Raw genomic sequence first — 17,492 nt, forward strand, 5'->3', positions numbered from 1 at the left:
AGTCCTTTTCTTTTTTATGGTTAACGTATGAATATGAATCAAGTTTGAAGATGGCTTGTGTGTACGACCCACTGATACGAAAAACTTATACATTGTCCGTAATTTGTAAATGATTGTGAAAAAGGAGAGAGACAAGCGATGCGTTCATCCAAAAGATTAGGCATTATGATTGGCGCCTGCTCCCTATTGATCACGATATTGATGCTCGTTGGTATTGGCTATGCCATTAAGGATCAGCTGTTTCCCTCTGTATCCGTACAGCCGCAGGTTACGGCATTGCCAGAGCAGACGGCTGAGAAAAATCAGCTTCGCATTGTCGCAATAGGCGATTCTCTGACCAAGGGAGTTGGCGATTCGGCAGGCGGGGGTTATGTCAAGCAGGTCGTAGACAGCTTGGCTGCTGATCCGGACAAGCAGGCGGAGCTCGTCAATAATTTGGGCATTAGCGGGCTGCGCGCCGACCAGCTTGCGGAAAATTTAAAGACGGATAAAGGCATGGCTTATGCGCTGCAGCAGGCAAATGTCATTTTGCTGACGATTGGCGGCAACGACCTGTTTCAATCGCTGCAAGGCGCTCAGGATTCCAATGGAACTGCAGCAGCTGAACCAAACATGTCGCTCGCGCAGGTGGAGAAGGGACTTGAGGAAGGCTTGAAGCGGCTGGATAATGTGCTTTCGGAGCTGCACCGGATTAATCCGGATGCCCGCATCATTTATATTGGCCTCTATAATCCGTTTTTTGATGTAAAAGAGCTGCGGGATGGCAGCTTGGAGGTTCAGAAGTGGAACGAGAAAGCCTATGACATGCTACATGAATACTCAAATATGACGATGGTACCGACATTCGATTTGTTTGAGGAACGGATTGGCAGCTACTTGTCATCAGACCATTTTCACCCGAATCATGAAGGTTACAAACAAATTGCGCAGCGGGTCGTGCAGGCGTTGTAGCAGAAGGAGGCGCTATGGAACAGTCAAATGTAGTGCTGCAAGTGACAAATTTAAGCAAAAAAATTCGCGGCAAGCAAATTATTCACGATGTCAGCTTTGAGGTGCGGGCAGGTGAAATTTTTGGTTTTCTTGGACCCAATGGCTCTGGCAAAACGACGACGATTCGCATGCTGGTCGATCTTATTAAGCCAACCTCTGGGCAAATCCGGATTTGCGGACATGATGTCCAGAAGCAGCCGGAGCAGGCGCTCCGTCATATCGGGAGCATTGTAGAAAACCCTGAAATGTATGGCTATATGACGGGCTGGGATAATTTGCAATATTTTGCCAATATGCTTGATGATGTGGATGAGGCCAGAATAAGCGAGGTCGTCGAAATCGTCAGCCTGACGCAGCGCATTCATGAGAAAGTCAAAACATATTCGCTTGGCATGAAGCAGCGTTTAGGCATTGCCCAAGCTTTGCTTGGACGTCCGAAGCTGCTTATTCTTGATGAACCGACGAATGGGCTTGATCCGCTTGGGATCAAGGAGCTGAGGGCGTTTGTGCGGATGCTTGCCGGAGAAGGCATTAGCCTGTTCATATCGAGCCATTTGCTCAGTGAAATTCAATTGATGTGCGATAGAGTGGCCATTATTGACAAGGGCAGAGTGTTGGCCGTCGGTTCGGTGGACGAGCTGGTTCAGCAGGCTGGAACGTATGTATTATGGCAGCTGGAGCCTCGGGAGAAAGGCATTGCTTTGCTGCTGCAAGACGGCAAGGCCGCAATCGTTTCGGAAGAGGAGCACCGTATTGATGAGAGCGTGCTTGCGAGCATGCCGGGCGCCGTCGTCACAACGATGCCGCTAGAGGATATTGCAGGTACCGTCAGCCGGCTGGTAGCGGAAGGTATAAGCGTTGAAGGGGTGCACAAAGCGGCTCCTACACTGGAAGAATTGTTTCTGAACATGACGGAGGGGAAAAGCCTTGCATAAACTACTGCTCCTTATTGAAAATGAAACCTTGAAAATGTGGAAAAAAAGAAGGTTTCTCGTCATTGTCCTTGTTCTCCTTGTTATTATTCCAATGTTCACGTATGCTCAGTTAACCGTAGCACAGAACAATAAAGACAAATTTGCCGACTGGCGCAACGAGGTGCTGCAGCAAATTACGGATATGCAAAACAGGCTGTCCAGCAATCGGATTCCTGAGGAATGGAAGAAGCAGCAGCGCATTGCGGTACAGCAGCTTCAATATTATTTGGATCATGATGTCAATCCTAGCAGCCCGAATGGCGTCACTTTTACTCGGGAATTTATGAATAATGCGGTAGGGTTGTTTATTCCGCTGCTCGTTTTGACCATTGGTTCTGATCTCGTATCTGGCGAGCGCGGCACCGGAACGATCAAAATGCTGCTTACCAAGCCGGTCCGCAGATGGAAGGTGCTGTTCAGCAAGCTCGCGGCGCTTACTCTTTATGTATCGCTGCTTGTCGGGGTGATGGTGCTGCTGTGTTATTTAATATCGGGCATGTTCTTCGGCTATGGAGGCTGGGGCTTGCCGATCTTTACCGGTTTTACGATCAACGGCAGCGAGGTCGACACGAGCTTTGTGCACATTGTTCCTCAGTGGCTATACATGCTCATGCAGACGGGACTCGTATGGCTGTCCGCCATGACGGTAGCAATTCTCGCTTTGATGGTATCGGTTCTTGTCAGAAGCACGGCGGCAAGCATGGTGATCATGATGGCTTCTGTCATTGCCGGAACAATTCTTTCGAGCATGTCCTCCTCGTGGGAAAATGCCAAATATTTATTCGCCGTGAACCTCAATTTGCCGACATATTTGGAAGGTTCGCCGCCGCCGATTGAGGGCATGTCATTTTCTTTTTCCCTTATCGTGCTTGCGATTTGGGCGATTGCGGGGCTTATTGTCTCGTTCAGCGTCTTTACTAAACAGGACATCTTGAATTAAAATAGCTTGAAGATACGGTAACAATGTAACAAGTGCTGCAGATAAGGGGGGCGCATATGGCAGAGCATGCAGATGTTTTTACACAAGCACCGGCCGCGGATCGGAATTATGAGGCCGATGATATACAGATTCTTGAAGGCTTGACAGCCGTACGGAAACGTCCGGGAATGTATATAGGCTCTACGAGCAGCTCAGGGCTGCATCATCTCGTTTGGGAAATCGTCGACAATGCTGTCGATGAGCATTTGGCGAAATTTTGTTCCGCCATTGAGGTAACTTTGCACAAAAACGGTTCCATTACGGTCTATGACAATGGACGAGGCATTCCGACAGGGATGCATAAAAGCGGAATTCCAACGCCGCAAGTCGTATTTACGATCCTTCACGCTGGGGGAAAGTTCGGCGGCGGGGGATATAAAAAATCAGGCGGCCTGCACGGCGTCGGCGCTTCGGTAACGAATGCGCTATCCGAATGGCTGGAAGTGGAAATTTTCCGTGATGGAAAAATACATAAGCTTCGGTTCGAATATTGGGTAGATGCGGATGGCAAGGAGCATGTCGGCGAGCCGACAACGGGACTTGAAGTAACGGGAACGACGTCGCGGACAGGCACGAAGGTTACATTTAAGCCGGATGGACGCGTGTTTCAGACGGGAACTACGCTGAATTACGATACGCTGGCAGAACGGCTGCAGGAAATCGCTTTTCTCAACTCGGGGCTGAAAGTGACGATCAAGGATGATCGCAGCGGCAAGCTCGATGTGTTCCATTATGAAGGCGGAGCGCGCCAGTTCGTCGAGTTTCTCAATGAGGACAAGTCGGTGCTGCATGACGTCATTCATTTTACTGGCGAGCGTGAGGATATTGAGGTTGAAGTGGCGCTTCAGTACAATGACGGCTACACGGAAACACTGGCTTCATTCGTTAATGCCATTCCTACACGGGGCGGCGGTACGCATGAAACGGGCTTCAAAACCGCATATACGCGCGTCATGAACGATTATGCCCGCAAAGCCGCGATGCTGAAGGAAAAGGACAAAAATCTGGAAGGCAATGATCTCCGCGAAGGCATGATGGCGGTCATCAACATTAAGATGTCTGAGGTGGAGTTCGTCGGCCAGACGAAGGACCAACTCGGCAGCGCTTCTGCACGCGGCGTCGTTGATGCGATTGTGACGGAGAAAATGCAAGTGTTTCTCGAAGAAAATCCGCAGGTTGCCCAGCTGCTGCTCAAGAAGGCTGTTCAGGCTTCAAGGGCGCGGGAAGCGGCGCGCAAGGCGCGGGAAGATATGCGCAGCGGCAAGAAGAAGAGTGAAAGCTCCAATCTTGGCGGCAAGCTGACGCCAGCGCAATCGAAGGATGTTACGCGCAATGAGCTGTTTATCGTCGAAGGCGATTCGGCGGGCGGCTCGGCCAAGCAGGGGCGTGATTCGAAGCATCAGGCGATTTTGCCGCTCAAGGGCAAGCCGATGAATCCGGAGAAAGCCAAGCTGCATGATATTTTGAAAAACGACGAGTACAAAATGATTATCGCCGCTATTGGCGCAGGCGTAGGCCCGGAATTTGAATCCGAGGAATGCAACTATCACAAAATCATTATTATGACGGATGCCGATACGGACGGAGCCCATATCCAGGTGCTGCTTCTAACGTTCTTCTATCGCTATATGAAGCCGCTTATAGACAGCGGACGCGTATATATTGCTCAGCCGCCGCTTTACAAGCTGACGCGAAAATCCGGCAAGCTGGAGACGGTGCGTTATGCATGGACGGATGAGCAGCTGCAAAATTATTTAAAGGAATTCGGCAAAAACTTTGAGCTTCAGCGCTATAAAGGACTTGGCGAGATGAATCCCGACCAGCTGTGGGAAACGACGATGAATCCGGAGACGCGGACGATGCTGCAGGTGCAGATCGAGGATGCTGCGAAGGCGGAGCGCCGAGTGTCTGCGCTTATGGGCGACAAAGTTGATCCACGCAAGCGCTGGATTTTGGAAAATGTTGATTTTGCGGAATATGAGGAATAGGAGGCAAGCAGCATGAGCATTTTGGAACAGTTTCTTCCAGCATTTCTTGAAGAAATCGTGGGCGACCGCTTCGGCCGCTACTCTAAATATATTATTCAGGACCGTGCCATACCCGATGTACGGGATGGCTTGAAGCCGGTACAACGACGTATATTGTACGCGATGTACGATTCCGGCAATACGCCGGACAAGCCATATCGCAAATCTGCGAAAACGGTCGGCGATGTAATGGGCAATTATCATCCACATGGCGATTCTTCGATATACGAGGGCATGGTGCGGATGGCGCAGCCTTGGAAAATGGGGCATATCCTCGTTGACGGCCACGGCAACTGGGGCTCGATGGATGATGATCCCGCTGCGGCCATGCGTTATACGGAAGCTAGATTATCTCCGCTAGCCATTGAGCTGCTGAGAGATATTGATAAGCGTACGGTCATGTTCAAGGATAATTTCGATAATACGACGAAAGAGCCGGTTGTGCTGCCGTCTCGCTACCCCAATTTACTCGTAAATGGGGCCAGCGGCATCTCTGCCGGCTTTGCGACTGAAATACCGCCCCATAACTTGCGTGAAGTTATTGATGGCTGTATCACCGTTATGAACCGCCCAGAGACGACGCTCGAAGAGCTGATGCAAATTATTAAAGGGCCTGATTTTCCGACGGGCGGCCTCATCATGGGTGAGGAAGGCATACGCGATGCTTATGCGACTGGCAAAGGCCGCATTTATTTGCGCGCCAAGACAGCAATCGAGGACATGCGCGGCGGACGCCAGCAAATTGTCATAACCGAAATTCCTTATCAGGTTGTCAAATCACGCCTTGTGACGGCGATGGAAAATATTCGACTGGAGAAAAAGGTCGAAGGTATCGCCGAGGTGCGCGATGAGAGTGGACGAAACGGCCTTCGGATCGTGATCGAGCTGAAGAAGGAAACAGATGCAAACGGCATTTTGGCTTATTTGCTCAAAAAGACGGATTTGCAGGTGGCCTACAGCTTTAATATGGTGGCTATCGTTAATAAAACGCCGCAGCAGCTCGGCATTCGCCAAATGCTGGATGCGTATATTGCACATCAGAAGGAAGTTGTCACATTCCGTACGCAATATGATCTGGAAAAAGCGGAAGATCGTGCCCATGTGCTGGAAGGTCTCGTTAAGGCACTGAATTTGCTTGATGAAGTGATTGCGGCGATTAAAGCTTCCAAAAACCGTGCCGATGCGCAGCAAAATCTCGTCCAGAAGTTCGCGTTCAGCGAGCGCCAGGCGGATGCGATTTTAACGTTGCAGCTGTATCGTCTGACGAATTTGGAAATTACGTCGCTGGAGAAAGAGCATAAAGAAGTGATGAAGCGCATCGCTTATTTGAGCAGCATCTTGAACAGCAATAAGAAGCTGATCGGTGTCATTCGTGATGAGCTGATGGAAATTCATGCGAAGTTCGGCATTGACCGCCGTTCAGACATCCAGGGAGAAGTAGAAGAGCTTAAGGTTAACCTTGAAGTAATGGTAACGCCTGAGGAAGTGCTCGTTACACTGAGCAATGAAGGTTACATGAAGCGGACAAGCATGCTTTCGTTTACGCGCTCCGGCGGTGAAGTTGGCAACGCGGGCGTGAAGGATGGCGATATCATTCGCGGCTTGTACGCGGTCAACACGATTGATAATTTGCTGCTCTTCACGAAAAAGGGACAATATTACACGCTGCCCGTCCATCAAATTCCCGAGTTCAAATGGAAGGATACGGGGACCGCAGTCGTCAATATCGTTCCGATTCCGAAGGATGATGCGATCATTAGCGTCATCCCAGTGAAGGACTTTAATGTTCCAGGCGCTTCGCTCGTCTTTGTTACCAAACGCGGACAGGTGAAGCGGACTGAGCTGAAGGACTATATGTCAACGCGCTCGACAGCGATTGCAGCCTGCAAAGTAGCTGAAGGCGACGAGGTTATTAAAATTTTGCCGAGCGACGGTACGAAGCAGCTGATGCTCGTGAGCAAGCAAGGCTGGAGCATCCGGTTCTCCGAAAGCGAAGTAAACCCTATGGGGCGTGTCGCTGGAGGCGTGCGCGGCATGCAGCTGAAGGAAGACGACGAACTGATTGCGGCAGACTGGGTAGGCGAGGATGAAGGAGAATTGTTCGTCATCTCTGACCTTGGCTATGCCAAACGCTCGCTGCTGCTGGATTACCCTGTTCAGGGCAGAGGCGGCAAAGGGGTTCAGACGTTCGAATTTAAAGAAGGCAAGCGCGTGAAGCCGAATGGCTCAGCACTTGTTTATGCCGTTTATTGCAAGGATGCGATTGATCTCATCGCGCTAGCCTCATCTGGGGCTAAGCTGCCGATGACGACGGAGAAATCACCGATAGATGATCGCAGATCGATAGGGCGGACTATCGTTCCGCTCGAAAAAAATGATGTTTTAACGGCAGTCATTGTCCGTCCGTCTGATGTCCTTCAATCATAAGGGCGATTAGGCGGATCAAAGCGTTCAATTAACTGGATCATCGCATCCAACATAACCCACAATGGTACGAGCTCATCCGGGCGATCGAGCCATTGTGGGTTTTTTATGATGCCATAAGCTTTAATTTTGCGAATAATTTCGGCTTTCTCGTTGTCCATTGAGGTTCACTCCTTATGAGATGAGGATGGCGAAATAGGGAAAGCGCCCAGATTCATTGTATGTCTACTCTTGTCAAAACGTTCGGGTATATCGCAGTTTGTGAGGGAAATTATTAATCGGGTTAACCTTTTATTCGACAATCTCGGATGGTATAATTGGAATTAAAGAGAAATTGGACAGGAAGCGGGTGTATGAATGGTTTCTGATGAATTTACTCGATTGTGGACGAAGCTAAGCAGAGAATGGAGGACAGGTCTGGAAGAGGGACTGGCGCCGCTCACGGAAGGCCAGCTGAATGTGCTGGATTTATTGCTGCAACACCAACCGATGAAGCCATCCGATCTGCTGCAGCATTTGGCAACGACTCCAGCAGCGATTACTACTTTGCTCGATCGTATGGAGCGCAATGAACTAATTGTACGTACAAGAGATACAGCCGATAGACGAATTGTATGGGTATCCGTATCAGGCAAAGGGAAATCAGAGGCACAGCGTGGCAAGGAAGTACGAACGAAGCTCATTTCCGAAGCGCTAGACCGGATCTCCTCCCATAATCAGCAGCTGCTTGTTTACTTATTAGGCAAGGTAGCCAATAGATAGTTCCGCTAATGCAGGGTGCAGGTGGAACAGGCGGCTTAAGGCAAGACGCCGCTATATTCTGCACAAAAAGGGCGTTGCTGTCCTAAGACGGCAACGCCCTTTTATGTTTGCTTATCCTGTTACCCATTCTGCCCTGAACAGCCGCGATTAGGACATCGATTCGAGCCGGGTGCGCAGCAGGCTGAGATTTTTTTTCAGAGAGGCATATAGATCTGGTGTAAGCAGCTTGCTCGACTGCTCCGCAAGCGTTTGCTCAACAGGCAATATGCGATAGCGATAATTATGATCCGGTTTGTAGCGGTAAACCCAAGTCGGAATGGCTTCAATATCGGCAAGCTGGATGCTGCCGTCCCCGTTATTTTTGCGAATAAGCACTTGATAAATGACGCCATAATCCTTCGTGTCCCCACGCTGGTTGGAAATAAAATTGCCCATCGAATAAATGATAAGTCCTTGGCGCTCGCGGCCGTCGTCATCCGTTGCCTCCAGCACCTCATAGGGCTGAATGACATGCGTATGCGAGCCTGCGATAATGTCGGCGCCTTCCGCAATCAGCTTGCGGGCAAGCGTCTTCTGCTCCTCATTGGGCTTCGTCTGGTACTCCGTTCCAAAATGGAGCGCTACCGTAACAAAATCGGCGCCTGCTTTCTTAAGCTTCTTAATATCGGCAATCATTTTTTGCTCATCAATTAGCGGAACCATATATGGCTTTCCTTTAGGAATAGCGATGCCGTTCGTACCATACGTGTAAGCGAGCAGCCCCATGCGAATCCCGTTTTTTTCGACGATGATGTTTGTATCCGCTTCCTTTTGTGTGGCGGCGGAGCCTTTTATTATAAACTCTTTCTCTTTCATATGCTTCAGCGTCAGCAGCAACCCTTTCTCGCCTTTGTCGAGCATATGATTGTTGGCATTGGTCAATATGTTGAAGCCGGCGTTTTGCAGCGCATCGAGCAGGGCAACGGGCGCATTAAACGTCGGGTAACCCGTATAAGCGAACGCGGATCCGGCTACAGGCGTTTCTAAATTCGCCAAAACCCAGTCGCCTTCTTTCAATATCGGTTCTACATCTTGAAAGAAAGGATCGAAATTATAGCTTTTCGTCTTTTTGTTATAAGCACCCGGCAGCTCCGGGGAATGCATCATAATATCGCCAACGGCGACCCATAGCGCTTCCTGATAGCTGTTAGAAGGGCTGGATGGGGGAACGCTGGCTTCCTGCGTTGTAGTGGGCTCGGGTGATGGCTCAGATGATGGCACAGGGGAGGTCGTTGCACTAGGAGCTGTAGCCGATTGTGCGCTGGCGCTCGATTCCGACTCCACTTGCATCGTGGAATCGACGCTGTTAGCGGTAAACGGTAATGAGCCTGCTAGCGGCGGGAAAAAAATAATAAGGAGTCCTGCTGCTGCCAGCAGCAGCAGGATCATATTGACGGCGAGATGAATTTTAGTCCTTCGGCGCATGGACGGATTCTCCTTCAGCCAGGTAGACGTCTGCTGCGGCTTCCAGCTCGGCTTGCGGCCACCAGCCCCAAGCTTTCGACCCATAAGGGATGGAGCGGAAGCAGACGTGTTCCTTCGTTATGGGATGGGAAACCGAAACGGAAGTAGACCAAAGCGCGATATCGTTAACACCGCCCGTTTGCGGCGCTCCATATTTGCGGTCGGCCACCAGCGGGCAGCCGATAAAGGCCATTTGCGCCCGAATTTGATGGGGCCGTCCCGTATGCAGCATGACAGCTATGAGAGAATAACGGTCTGTACTGGCTATAACCGTATATTCGAGCACAGCCTCCTTCGCTTCCGGTGCTTCCTGCTTGAATACGGTCACCTGATTAAGCTTCGCATCCTTGCGGATAAAGTGGCGAAGCTTGCCGCTTGCCGCATGAGGCTTGCCATGTACGACGCACACATAGGTTTTGCCAAAATTTCTGCTGCGGACTGCCTCGGAGAGCCGTGAGGCCGCTTTCGAGGTTTTGGCAAACAGCATGGCGCCGCCCACAGGCTGATCCAGCCGGTGAATAAGGCCGAGAAACACATTTCCCGGCTTATCGTGGCGTTTTTTTAAATCGCGTTTGAGCAGTGTCAGCATATCCGGCGTACCCGTGTGATCCTCTTGGGAGGGAATGCCCGGCTGCTTCACAACTGCCAAAATATGATTGTCTTCAAACAGCACCGGAATTTCGCCGATGCCATCTAGAGAGGAGCCAGCCATTAGACAGACTCCCAGCGGCCCAATATGCCGCAAGGCAGGTTCAGTCCGGATGCAGTAATAGGCAGACCGATTTCGCCGCAATGTATCGCACCGCCGAAGCGCTTCGCCATCGTCATATGAAGCAGATTATGCAGCACGGATGGGGATAGACCTGTCGTGTACGAATTAATTAACATAAACAATGGATTATCGGATAAAATCGTCGTGCAGAACTCAAGGAACGGGAACAGGTTCTCTTCCAGCTTCCACGTCTCGCCGTTCGGTCCGCGTCCGTAGGACGGCGGGTCCATAATAATAGCGTCATATTGACGGCCCCGGCGCTGCTCGCGTTGAACAAACTTGAATACATCGTCGGTAATGAAGCGGATCGGCTTGTCGGACAGCCCGGAAAGCTGGGCATTTTCTTTCGCCCACTGCACCATGCCTTTGGAAGCATCCACGTGAACAACCTCTGCGCCTGCTGCGGCAGCCGCAACCGTAGCTCCACCGGAATAGGCGAAAAGATTGAGTACGCGAATCGGACGGTCCGCCGTGCGGATTTTATCCATCATCCAGCTCCAGTTCACCGCTTGCTCAGGAAAGAGCCCCGTATGCTTGAAGCTGGTCGGCTTAATATGGAAGGACAGCTCTCCATAGGATATGGTCCAGCGCTCCGGCAGCTGGGAATTGAACTGCCATTCGCCGCCGCCAGAGGAGCTGCGGTGGTAGTGGCCGTCTGTTTTTTTCCACAAGCCGTCTTCCTTCGCTATTGGCCAAATAATTTGCGGGTCCGGCCTGCGAAGAATATAAGAGCCCCAACGCTCCAGCTTATCTCCATTCCCTGTATCTATTACCTCGTAATCTCTCCATTTATCTGATACGTACATGATTTTAGCGTTCCTTCCCAATTTCAAAATTTGTATTATAATATTAAGGTCAACGCTAATTATAGCGAAGCAAACAAGTTGAAGCAATTGGGAGAGGATATTTATTCGAAAGGTATTTTGGGGATGGGTCGCCGGGCTTGCCGCAAGCCTGGTATTATTTGCGTTAACTACAGCGATTGCAGCACGTCCAGAGCTGTCACAGCTCGACAAAGAAACAGCCGCATTCGCTGAGCAAATGCGGGGAGAAGGATGGACGGCTTATTTCAAGGCGATGTCTTATATGGGTTCTTCTCTATTTATTATCGCAGCGACTTTTGCGCTTTTTCTATGGTTCGGCTGGCGCAGCGGCTGGCTGAAAGCAGCTCCGATTATAGTAGGTACTGGACTTGTATACATAACGAATACGTTGGCCAAAATGGCTTTTGACCGGGGCCGGCCAGAGGAGGCTTGGGGATTAGAGGCAGCTGGCGCAAGCTTTCCAAGCGGAAATGCCATGATGGCGATGGCGCTTTATGGGCTTGCAGCTATATGGATTGGAAGGGATGCCTGGTTTAGTCAAACGATGAAGCGGGCCAGCTATGTACTCGCCGGATTGCTTATTGTATTAATGGGCGCTTCAAGACTGTATTTCAGCGTCCACTACGCAACGGACATTATTGGCGGGTATGCAGCGAGCTTTGCCATCCTTGCACTGATGATGACCGTTCTGACGGCTCGCCGCTAAAGAAAGCAGCAGGGCAGCAAGCCGGCAAAGGATTACTCCGACTCGCGAATGACATTAAGCAATTTATGAATCGATGCTTTTCGTTTGTCTTCATCCATATGATTCAGCAGCTGCAGCAGCTCGTGCGTTTCTTCCCTGGCGAGCCCAGCCACTTGCTGGCGGGTCTCACCTTCAATAATATAATCCGTCGTCACATGAAAAAAGAAGGCGAGCTTAATCAGCGTTTCATATACCGGCTGGCGATTGTTAATCTCGTAATGACTGTAAGCGGAGCGGGTGATCCCGATCGCACGGGCAACGGCTTCTTGCGAAAGATTTTTTTGTAAGCGGAGTTCCTTCAAGCGGTCTCCCATCGTCATTTTTAGTGGCTCCTTCAAAAAAGCTGAAATAATAATACAAGCTTAACTATTAATTTATGATACAAAATGTATCATTGTCAATAGTTTTGGCGAAAATAGCAGGAAACAACTGTGTTTAGGGGAGGGGAAACAAACCGTGGTACTAACCTTTGAATGTGTTTGCGGCAATCAAACCGGATTGTTCGCAACCGGAGATCGAGACGAACAGGGGCGCGAATATTTAGAAGCAGAGGACGATGATCGCATCAGCTGGATCATGGGCGATACTGGGATGTTGTTCAAATGCTCTTTCTGCGGCCATACTTACCGATTAGAGAAGCAATAGCTTGCAAGAAAGGGCACCGAACGGGCCTCTGTGCAATCAAGCATTGCAAACGATGTTGTTTCAGAGTATGGAAATAAGAGTAAAAAAGCTGGATTTTACGCTTTATGCGTAGAGTTTGGCTTTTTTTGCTTATGCTTGTCACAAAAGGGGCGGCTTCTTTGTCTTATCTTATGAGAACCGAAAAACACCAACCTACTGGGAGGAATTTAAAATGAAATTAAGAGTAAACTATCGCACGGCGAACCCTGCAGTATTTAAAGCGTTGATGGAATTGGAGAAAGCAGCGTCAAGCTCCGGCATTGATCCTATCACCTATGAGCTTATTAAGCTGCGGGCGTCGCAAATCAATGGCTGTGCTTTTTGTCTGGATATGCATAGTGAGGATTTGATGAACAAAGGCGAAAGTTTGCAGCGAATTATGCTGCTAAGCGTATGGCGAGAAGCGCCTATTTATACGGAAAAGGAATGTGCCGTTTTGGAATTGACCGAGCACGTGACTCAGGTTTCTGCAGCGGGAGTGCCGGATGAGCTGTACAATCGCGTGAGAGACTATTATGATGAAGCGGAATATGCAGCATTAATTTTGGCGATTATTACGATCAACAGCTGGAATCGGATTGCCATTTCAACTAGCATGTTCCCCGGCTGCTTCGACTAAAAGGACGTTATAGGAAATTATAAATTTGGTTATTTGTTTACGGGAAAGGAAGTTTTGGAAGCGAGATGGCGGATACTCAGGTGTTGTGGAAAGTAGCAGAGTGGTATGCGGATTATAAGTCGCTGCTTAGCTCGCTTGCATACAAGCTGCTTGGATCACGGCAGGAGGCGGACGATGTCGTCCAGGATGTTTTTGTGACGCTTCAGTCGGCAGAGCCTTCTCCGCTGCGCAATGTCAAAGCCTATCTGTGCAAAATGACGGTCAACCGCTGCATGAATGTGCTGCAATCTGCCCGCCACAAGCGAGAAGCTTATGTCGGCGAATGGCTGCCGGAGCCATGGAGCGGCGATTATGGCGATGAGCCTTTGGAGCAGCTCGCGCGCAGGGAAACGATCAGCTATGCCATGCTCGTCATGCTGGAGCATTTATCCCCATTAGAGCGTGCGGTATTTGTGCTGCGTGAAGGCTATGGCTATGGCTACGATGAGCTTGCTGAGCTGGTAGGCAAGTCTGAGTCAAACTGCCGCAAAATTTTAAGTCGTGCCAAGCTGGCGCTTGACCAGTACCGCCTGCTTCCACAATCGGATGCTGAGGAACAAGAGCTAACAGTGGACGCAGCAGCATTGGAGCCATTTGTTGCGGCATTTGAACAGGCCGATATTGGGAAGCTGCTTGCTCTGATGCGTCAAGATGCTGTGTTTATCACCGACGGCGGCGGCAAAGTTACTGCAGTGAGACGGCCCGTTATTAGCGCACGCCGCGCTGTAATACTGCTGCGGAGAATGTCCACGCACAGCCTGCACGGTACGAACATATCCATTTCTATGTTGAACGGACAGCCAGCGCTCATTTTCCGCCGGGGAAAAGAGGTTCAGGCGGTCATGTGCCTAGAATGGGTGCAAACGGAGGAAGGCAGCCGTATAAAGCGAATTTATGCGATGTATAACCCGGATAAGCTATCGTTTATTTAATGTAAGGTTCCACTCATAATTTGCTTGCTGGATGCAGAACATAAGGGCGAGTAAGCAGCATATGAATGAGGGGGAACAGCATGATGAAGCGAATAGCACTCCGGCTGCTGAGCCTGTGTCTGGCTGTATGGCTAGGCTGCCTGGGGATGGACAGCGTAATGGCGCAGCCGGGCGTGTATCATTTTGGGTTTAAGAAAAGCGCTGGAGGACAGCTGCCTTCGATAAATGAGGAAGGTTTCAAAGGCATCGTCCAGCAAAATGGGGCGATTTTCCTCGGCGATACGAAGCAAAAGGAGCTGTATTTGACCTTCGATAATGGCTATGAAAACGGCTATACAGCTAAGGTGCTGGATACGCTAAAAGCGAAGGGTGTGCCTGCTGCTTTTTTTGTAACAGGCCATTTTATTAAGGATCAGCCGGAGCTGGTGAAGCGTATGGCGTCAGAAGGACATATCGTTGGCAACCATTCATGGAGCCATCCGGATATGACACAGCTCAGCTCAGGACAAATTCAGACCGAGCTCAAAAAGGTGGAGGAGCAGTCGGCACTGCTGACCGGCCAGCAGCAAATGGCGTATTTGCGGCCGCCGAGGGGGATTTTCAGCAATCAGGTGCTTGCTGTCAGCAAGCAGGCGGGATATACAAGCGTTTTTTGGTCGGTTGCCTACAAGGATTGGGACATTAAGAGCCAGAAGGGCGCTGCATATGCCCTAGATCAAGTGATGCGCCAGCTCCATCCGGGAGCTGTAATATTGCTGCATTCGGTTTCAAGCGACAATGCCCAAGCTTTAGGGGCGATTATAGATGGCGCGAGGGCGCAAGGCTATACATTCAAAAGCTTGGATCAGCTGACGAATCGCAGCTATTGATAGGTATTTGCTGCTTCGTCAGGAGAAAGTTAATCGCCACATACGCTGAATACGATAAGAAATAAAACGGAAATATAAAAAATAAAACGAACCCCGTGATCTTGTTAAGAATGCACGGGGTTCGTTTTATGTGTATAGGGGGCATGCTGTGCGCCAAATGAGCGCCGCTATGTTTTATTTTGTTCCAGCGGTATATTGGGCACTTGGCAGTTCAACGGTCCAGCCGAATGGATCGGCAATGACGCCCGTTTGGATGCCTGTTAACGTCTCATACAGCTTGCGCGACAGCGGGCCTGTCTCGCCACCGCGAAGCAGCAGCTGCTCATCAAGGTAATGCAGCTCTCCAATTGGCGAAATAACCGCTGCCGTACCTGTTCCGAAAGCTTCCTCCAGCGTATCATTATGATAAGCTTCCACGAGCTCGTCAATGGACAGCTTGCGCTCCTCAACAGGAATGTTCCACGATTTAAGCAGCTCAATAATCGATTTGCGCGTAATGCCGTCAAGAATGCTGCCATTCAGCGCCGGAGTGACAATCGTGCCGTTGATGCTGAAAAAGACGTTCATGCTGCCGACTTCCTCGATGTATTTGCGCTCAACACCATCCAGCCACAATACTTGCGTGCAGCCTTTGGCTGATGCTTCTTCCTGGGCTTTCAAGCCAGCAGCATAGTTGCCAGCTGTCTTGGCATTGCCGACGCCACCTTTAACCGCACGTACATATTCGGATTCTACAAAAATTTTCACCGGATGAATACCCTCTGCGTAATACGAGCCGACCGGCGAAAGGATAATCATAAACATATAGTTTTGAGAAGGCGCTACACCAAGTGATGATTCGTTCGCAATTATGAACGGACGGACGTAAAGGGACGTTTTATCCTCATCAGGAATCCAGTCCTGATCAACAGCAATGAGCTGCTTCAAAGCTTCCAGCGCAATTTCCTCATCAAGATGCGGAATGCTCAGACGCTCGTTAGAACGGTTTAGCCGTTTAAAATTTTCCTCTGGACGGAACAGCAAAATGCTGCCGTTATCCGTGCGATACGCTTTCAACCCTTCGAACACCGTTTGTCCGTAGTGGAATACCTTGGAGGCAGGGTCGAGCGTAATTGGTTGGTAAGGAACGATTCTTGGGCTATGCCAGCCTTTCGATGTTTCATAGTCCATAATAAACATATGATCGGTATAATATTTTCCAAACCCTAATTGATCGGATTGGGGCTTTGTTTTTTTGGTAGCAGCTAATTCAATGGCAATCGGTTGGCTCATTTCAGAATCCTCCCACATATATTCGTAATATTCGTTTAGTTGAATCGTACCACTTAACGAAGTATATTGATAATATCTGTTTTATCGGATCATCATACTTTTTAGGTATAGGAGAATGCATATGGATATACGTCAGCTTAAATACTTCCTGGCTATCGCCAAGGAGGGGCAAATTACGCGCGCCGCCAAGCTGTTGAATATGGAGCAGCCCCCACTGAGCCGCCAATTAAAGCAAATGGAGCAGGAGCTGAACGTCACTTTATTTGACCGCAATGGCAAAAGCCTTGTGCTGACTCATGCGGGAGAGCTGCTGCGCGATAAGGCCGAAAGCTTGGTCAATCAATTTAATGAAACGATGCAGGAGGTACGCGAGCTCGATGCGGGCATTCAGGGCGTACTGCCGATTGGCTCGGTCGTGTCCTGCATTTCGCTGCTGCCGCCTGTCATTGAGCGGTTTCGGGACAAGCATCCCGAGGTGACGTTCAAAATTTGGGAAGGCGATCATTATATGCTGGGCAGCCAGCTGGAAAAGCGCAGCATTGAGCTTGTTGTTGCCAGGCTGCCGTTTGAATCAGCTTCTGATTCGCAGCCTTATTCGATATTGCCGCTGCCATCCGACCCATTCGTTGCGGTGCTGCCTTCAAAGTGGAGCACAGATCCGCAAAAGCAATCGATGCAGATGAGCGAGCTTAAGGATTTGCCGTTTCTTGCCCTTAAGACAGAGCGGACAACGGCCATGCATGAGAAGGTGATGATTGAGTGCCGCGCCCACGGCTTTGAGCCGAAAATCATCTGCGAATGCTCGAGCGTCGCCATAATAATGGCGCTAGTGGCAGCAGGAATCGGCGTAACTGTCTTTCCTAAATCGGTTATGGCTTCTTTTCCGCTTCCAACGATTCGCATGCTGGCCATCACGGACACGGATTTTCAATCGGATGTCGGCATCGTATGGCTCAGGAATCGTTATCTGTCCAATGCTGCCCGTCATTTTATTCAAATGTTTCAGCAATAACCGCAAACGTCCCCTCGGCCTATTGTTTTATCTTTTCCAATTGTATGACGGTTTGTTCAATATCT

The 17,492-nt window shown here is 49.9% G+C and carries 18 protein-coding genes; 12 read left to right on the forward strand and 6 right to left on the reverse strand.

All coding sequences use genetic code 11. The features are described 5' to 3' along the window. Positions 1-138: 138 nt before the first annotated feature. Genes AC50Y5_RS27430 through gyrA form a run of 5 tightly spaced genes read left to right on the forward strand, consistent with a single transcriptional unit; the run spans position 139 to position 7,397 of the window. Positions 139-951, forward strand: a complete 813-nt coding sequence (locus AC50Y5_RS27430; RefSeq protein ID WP_056028613.1) for a GDSL-type esterase/lipase family protein — start codon at positions 139-141, stop codon at positions 949-951. 14 nt (positions 952-965) lie between these two features. Then, positions 966-1,925 (forward strand): ABC transporter ATP-binding protein, encoded by a 960-nt coding sequence (locus AC50Y5_RS27435; protein WP_056028610.1) that lies wholly within the window; start codon positions 966-968, stop codon positions 1,923-1,925. Then, complete coding sequence (locus AC50Y5_RS27440; RefSeq protein ID WP_081418554.1) at positions 1,918-2,904, forward strand: ABC transporter permease; 987 nt, start codon at positions 1,918-1,920, stop codon at positions 2,902-2,904. Before AC50Y5_RS27435 ends, AC50Y5_RS27440 begins: the two co-directional genes overlap by 8 nt. A gap of 56 nt (positions 2,905-2,960) precedes the next feature. Then, positions 2,961-4,931, forward strand: a complete 1,971-nt coding sequence (parE, locus tag AC50Y5_RS27445; protein ID WP_056028607.1) for a DNA topoisomerase IV subunit B — start codon at positions 2,961-2,963, stop codon at positions 4,929-4,931. Between the two features lie 12 nt (positions 4,932-4,943). Continuing rightward, positions 4,944-7,397 (forward strand): DNA gyrase subunit A, encoded by a 2,454-nt coding sequence (gene gyrA / locus AC50Y5_RS27450; RefSeq protein ID WP_056028604.1) that lies wholly within the window; start codon positions 4,944-4,946, stop codon positions 7,395-7,397. Here the strand turns inward: gyrA and AC50Y5_RS27455 are convergent. Beyond that, on the reverse strand, positions 7,388-7,555 hold the full coding sequence (locus tag AC50Y5_RS27455) for a hypothetical protein (RefSeq protein ID WP_172455590.1): 168 nt from the start codon (positions 7,553-7,555) through the stop codon (positions 7,388-7,390). The two genes, gyrA and AC50Y5_RS27455, sit on opposite strands and share 10 nt — an antisense overlap. 196 nt (positions 7,556-7,751) lie before the next feature. Between AC50Y5_RS27455 and AC50Y5_RS27460 the strand changes: the two genes are divergently transcribed. Continuing rightward, positions 7,752-8,156, forward strand: a complete 405-nt coding sequence (locus AC50Y5_RS27460) for a MarR family winged helix-turn-helix transcriptional regulator (RefSeq protein WP_046233412.1) — start codon at positions 7,752-7,754, stop codon at positions 8,154-8,156. A gap of 147 nt (positions 8,157-8,303) precedes the next feature. On the opposite strand, the gene AC50Y5_RS27465 is transcribed toward AC50Y5_RS27460, so the two are convergent. From AC50Y5_RS27465 to AC50Y5_RS27475, 3 genes are read right to left on the reverse strand one after another with little or no spacing between them, the layout of a single operon-like run. Beyond that, positions 8,304-9,620, reverse strand: coding sequence for a CapA family protein (locus AC50Y5_RS27465; RefSeq protein ID WP_494864429.1), 1,317 nt, complete (start codon positions 9,618-9,620; stop codon positions 8,304-8,306). Next, complete coding sequence (locus AC50Y5_RS27470) at positions 9,604-10,371, reverse strand: RluA family pseudouridine synthase (protein ID WP_494864431.1); 768 nt, start codon at positions 10,369-10,371, stop codon at positions 9,604-9,606. Before AC50Y5_RS27470 ends, AC50Y5_RS27465 begins: the two co-directional genes overlap by 17 nt. After that, positions 10,371-11,237 (reverse strand): class I SAM-dependent methyltransferase, encoded by an 867-nt coding sequence (locus AC50Y5_RS27475; RefSeq protein WP_056028599.1) that lies wholly within the window; start codon positions 11,235-11,237, stop codon positions 10,371-10,373. Before AC50Y5_RS27475 ends, AC50Y5_RS27470 begins: the two co-directional genes overlap by 1 nt. Before the next feature lie 280 nt (positions 11,238-11,517). On the opposite strand from AC50Y5_RS27475, the gene AC50Y5_RS27480 reads away from it, so the two are divergent. Then, positions 11,518-11,961 (forward strand): phosphatase PAP2 family protein, encoded by a 444-nt coding sequence (locus AC50Y5_RS27480; RefSeq protein ID WP_056028596.1) that lies wholly within the window; start codon positions 11,518-11,520, stop codon positions 11,959-11,961. Positions 11,962-11,993: 32 nt separating this feature from the next. Here the strand turns inward: AC50Y5_RS27480 and AC50Y5_RS27485 are convergent, their stop codons facing one another. Then, the gene (locus tag AC50Y5_RS27485; protein ID WP_056028593.1) at positions 11,994-12,320 is read right to left on the reverse strand and encodes a helix-turn-helix domain-containing protein; all 327 of its coding nucleotides are present in this window, start codon (positions 12,318-12,320) and stop codon (positions 11,994-11,996) included. Between the two features lie 136 nt (positions 12,321-12,456). On the opposite strand from AC50Y5_RS27485, the gene AC50Y5_RS27490 reads away from it, so the two are divergent. The 4 genes from AC50Y5_RS27490 to pdaA all read left to right on the forward strand — a co-directional run bounded on the left by AC50Y5_RS27490 (position 12,457) and on the right by pdaA (position 15,143). Then, positions 12,457-12,645: a hypothetical protein gene (locus tag AC50Y5_RS27490; RefSeq protein WP_056028590.1), complete on the forward strand. Its 189-nt coding sequence runs from the start codon at positions 12,457-12,459 to the stop codon at positions 12,643-12,645. Positions 12,646-12,856: 211 nt separating this feature from the next. Then, a complete protein-coding gene (locus AC50Y5_RS27495) occupies positions 12,857-13,303 on the forward strand; it encodes a carboxymuconolactone decarboxylase family protein (protein WP_099520004.1) in 447 nt (148 codons plus the stop codon). A gap of 65 nt (positions 13,304-13,368) precedes the next feature. Further along, positions 13,369-14,274: a sigma-70 family RNA polymerase sigma factor gene (locus AC50Y5_RS27500; protein WP_494864435.1), complete on the forward strand. Its 906-nt coding sequence runs from the start codon at positions 13,369-13,371 to the stop codon at positions 14,272-14,274. An 83-nt stretch (positions 14,275-14,357) separates the two neighbouring features. Next, entirely contained in the window at positions 14,358-15,143 is a 786-nt protein-coding gene (pdaA, locus tag AC50Y5_RS27505; RefSeq protein WP_494864596.1) for a delta-lactam-biosynthetic de-N-acetylase, read from the forward strand. A gap of 174 nt (positions 15,144-15,317) precedes the next feature. Here the strand turns inward: pdaA and AC50Y5_RS27510 are convergent, their stop codons facing one another. Beyond that, on the reverse strand, positions 15,318-16,415 hold the full coding sequence (locus tag AC50Y5_RS27510; RefSeq protein WP_056028576.1) for a branched-chain amino acid aminotransferase: 1,098 nt from the start codon (positions 16,413-16,415) through the stop codon (positions 15,318-15,320). A gap of 121 nt (positions 16,416-16,536) precedes the next feature. On the opposite strand from AC50Y5_RS27510, the gene AC50Y5_RS27515 reads away from it, so the two are divergent. Beyond that, positions 16,537-17,427: a LysR family transcriptional regulator gene (locus AC50Y5_RS27515; RefSeq protein WP_056028574.1), complete on the forward strand. Its 891-nt coding sequence runs from the start codon at positions 16,537-16,539 to the stop codon at positions 17,425-17,427. The last annotated feature ends 65 nt before the right edge of the window (positions 17,428-17,492 follow it).

It is taken from the genome of Paenibacillus sp. JT22N7, assembly GCF_059383875.1.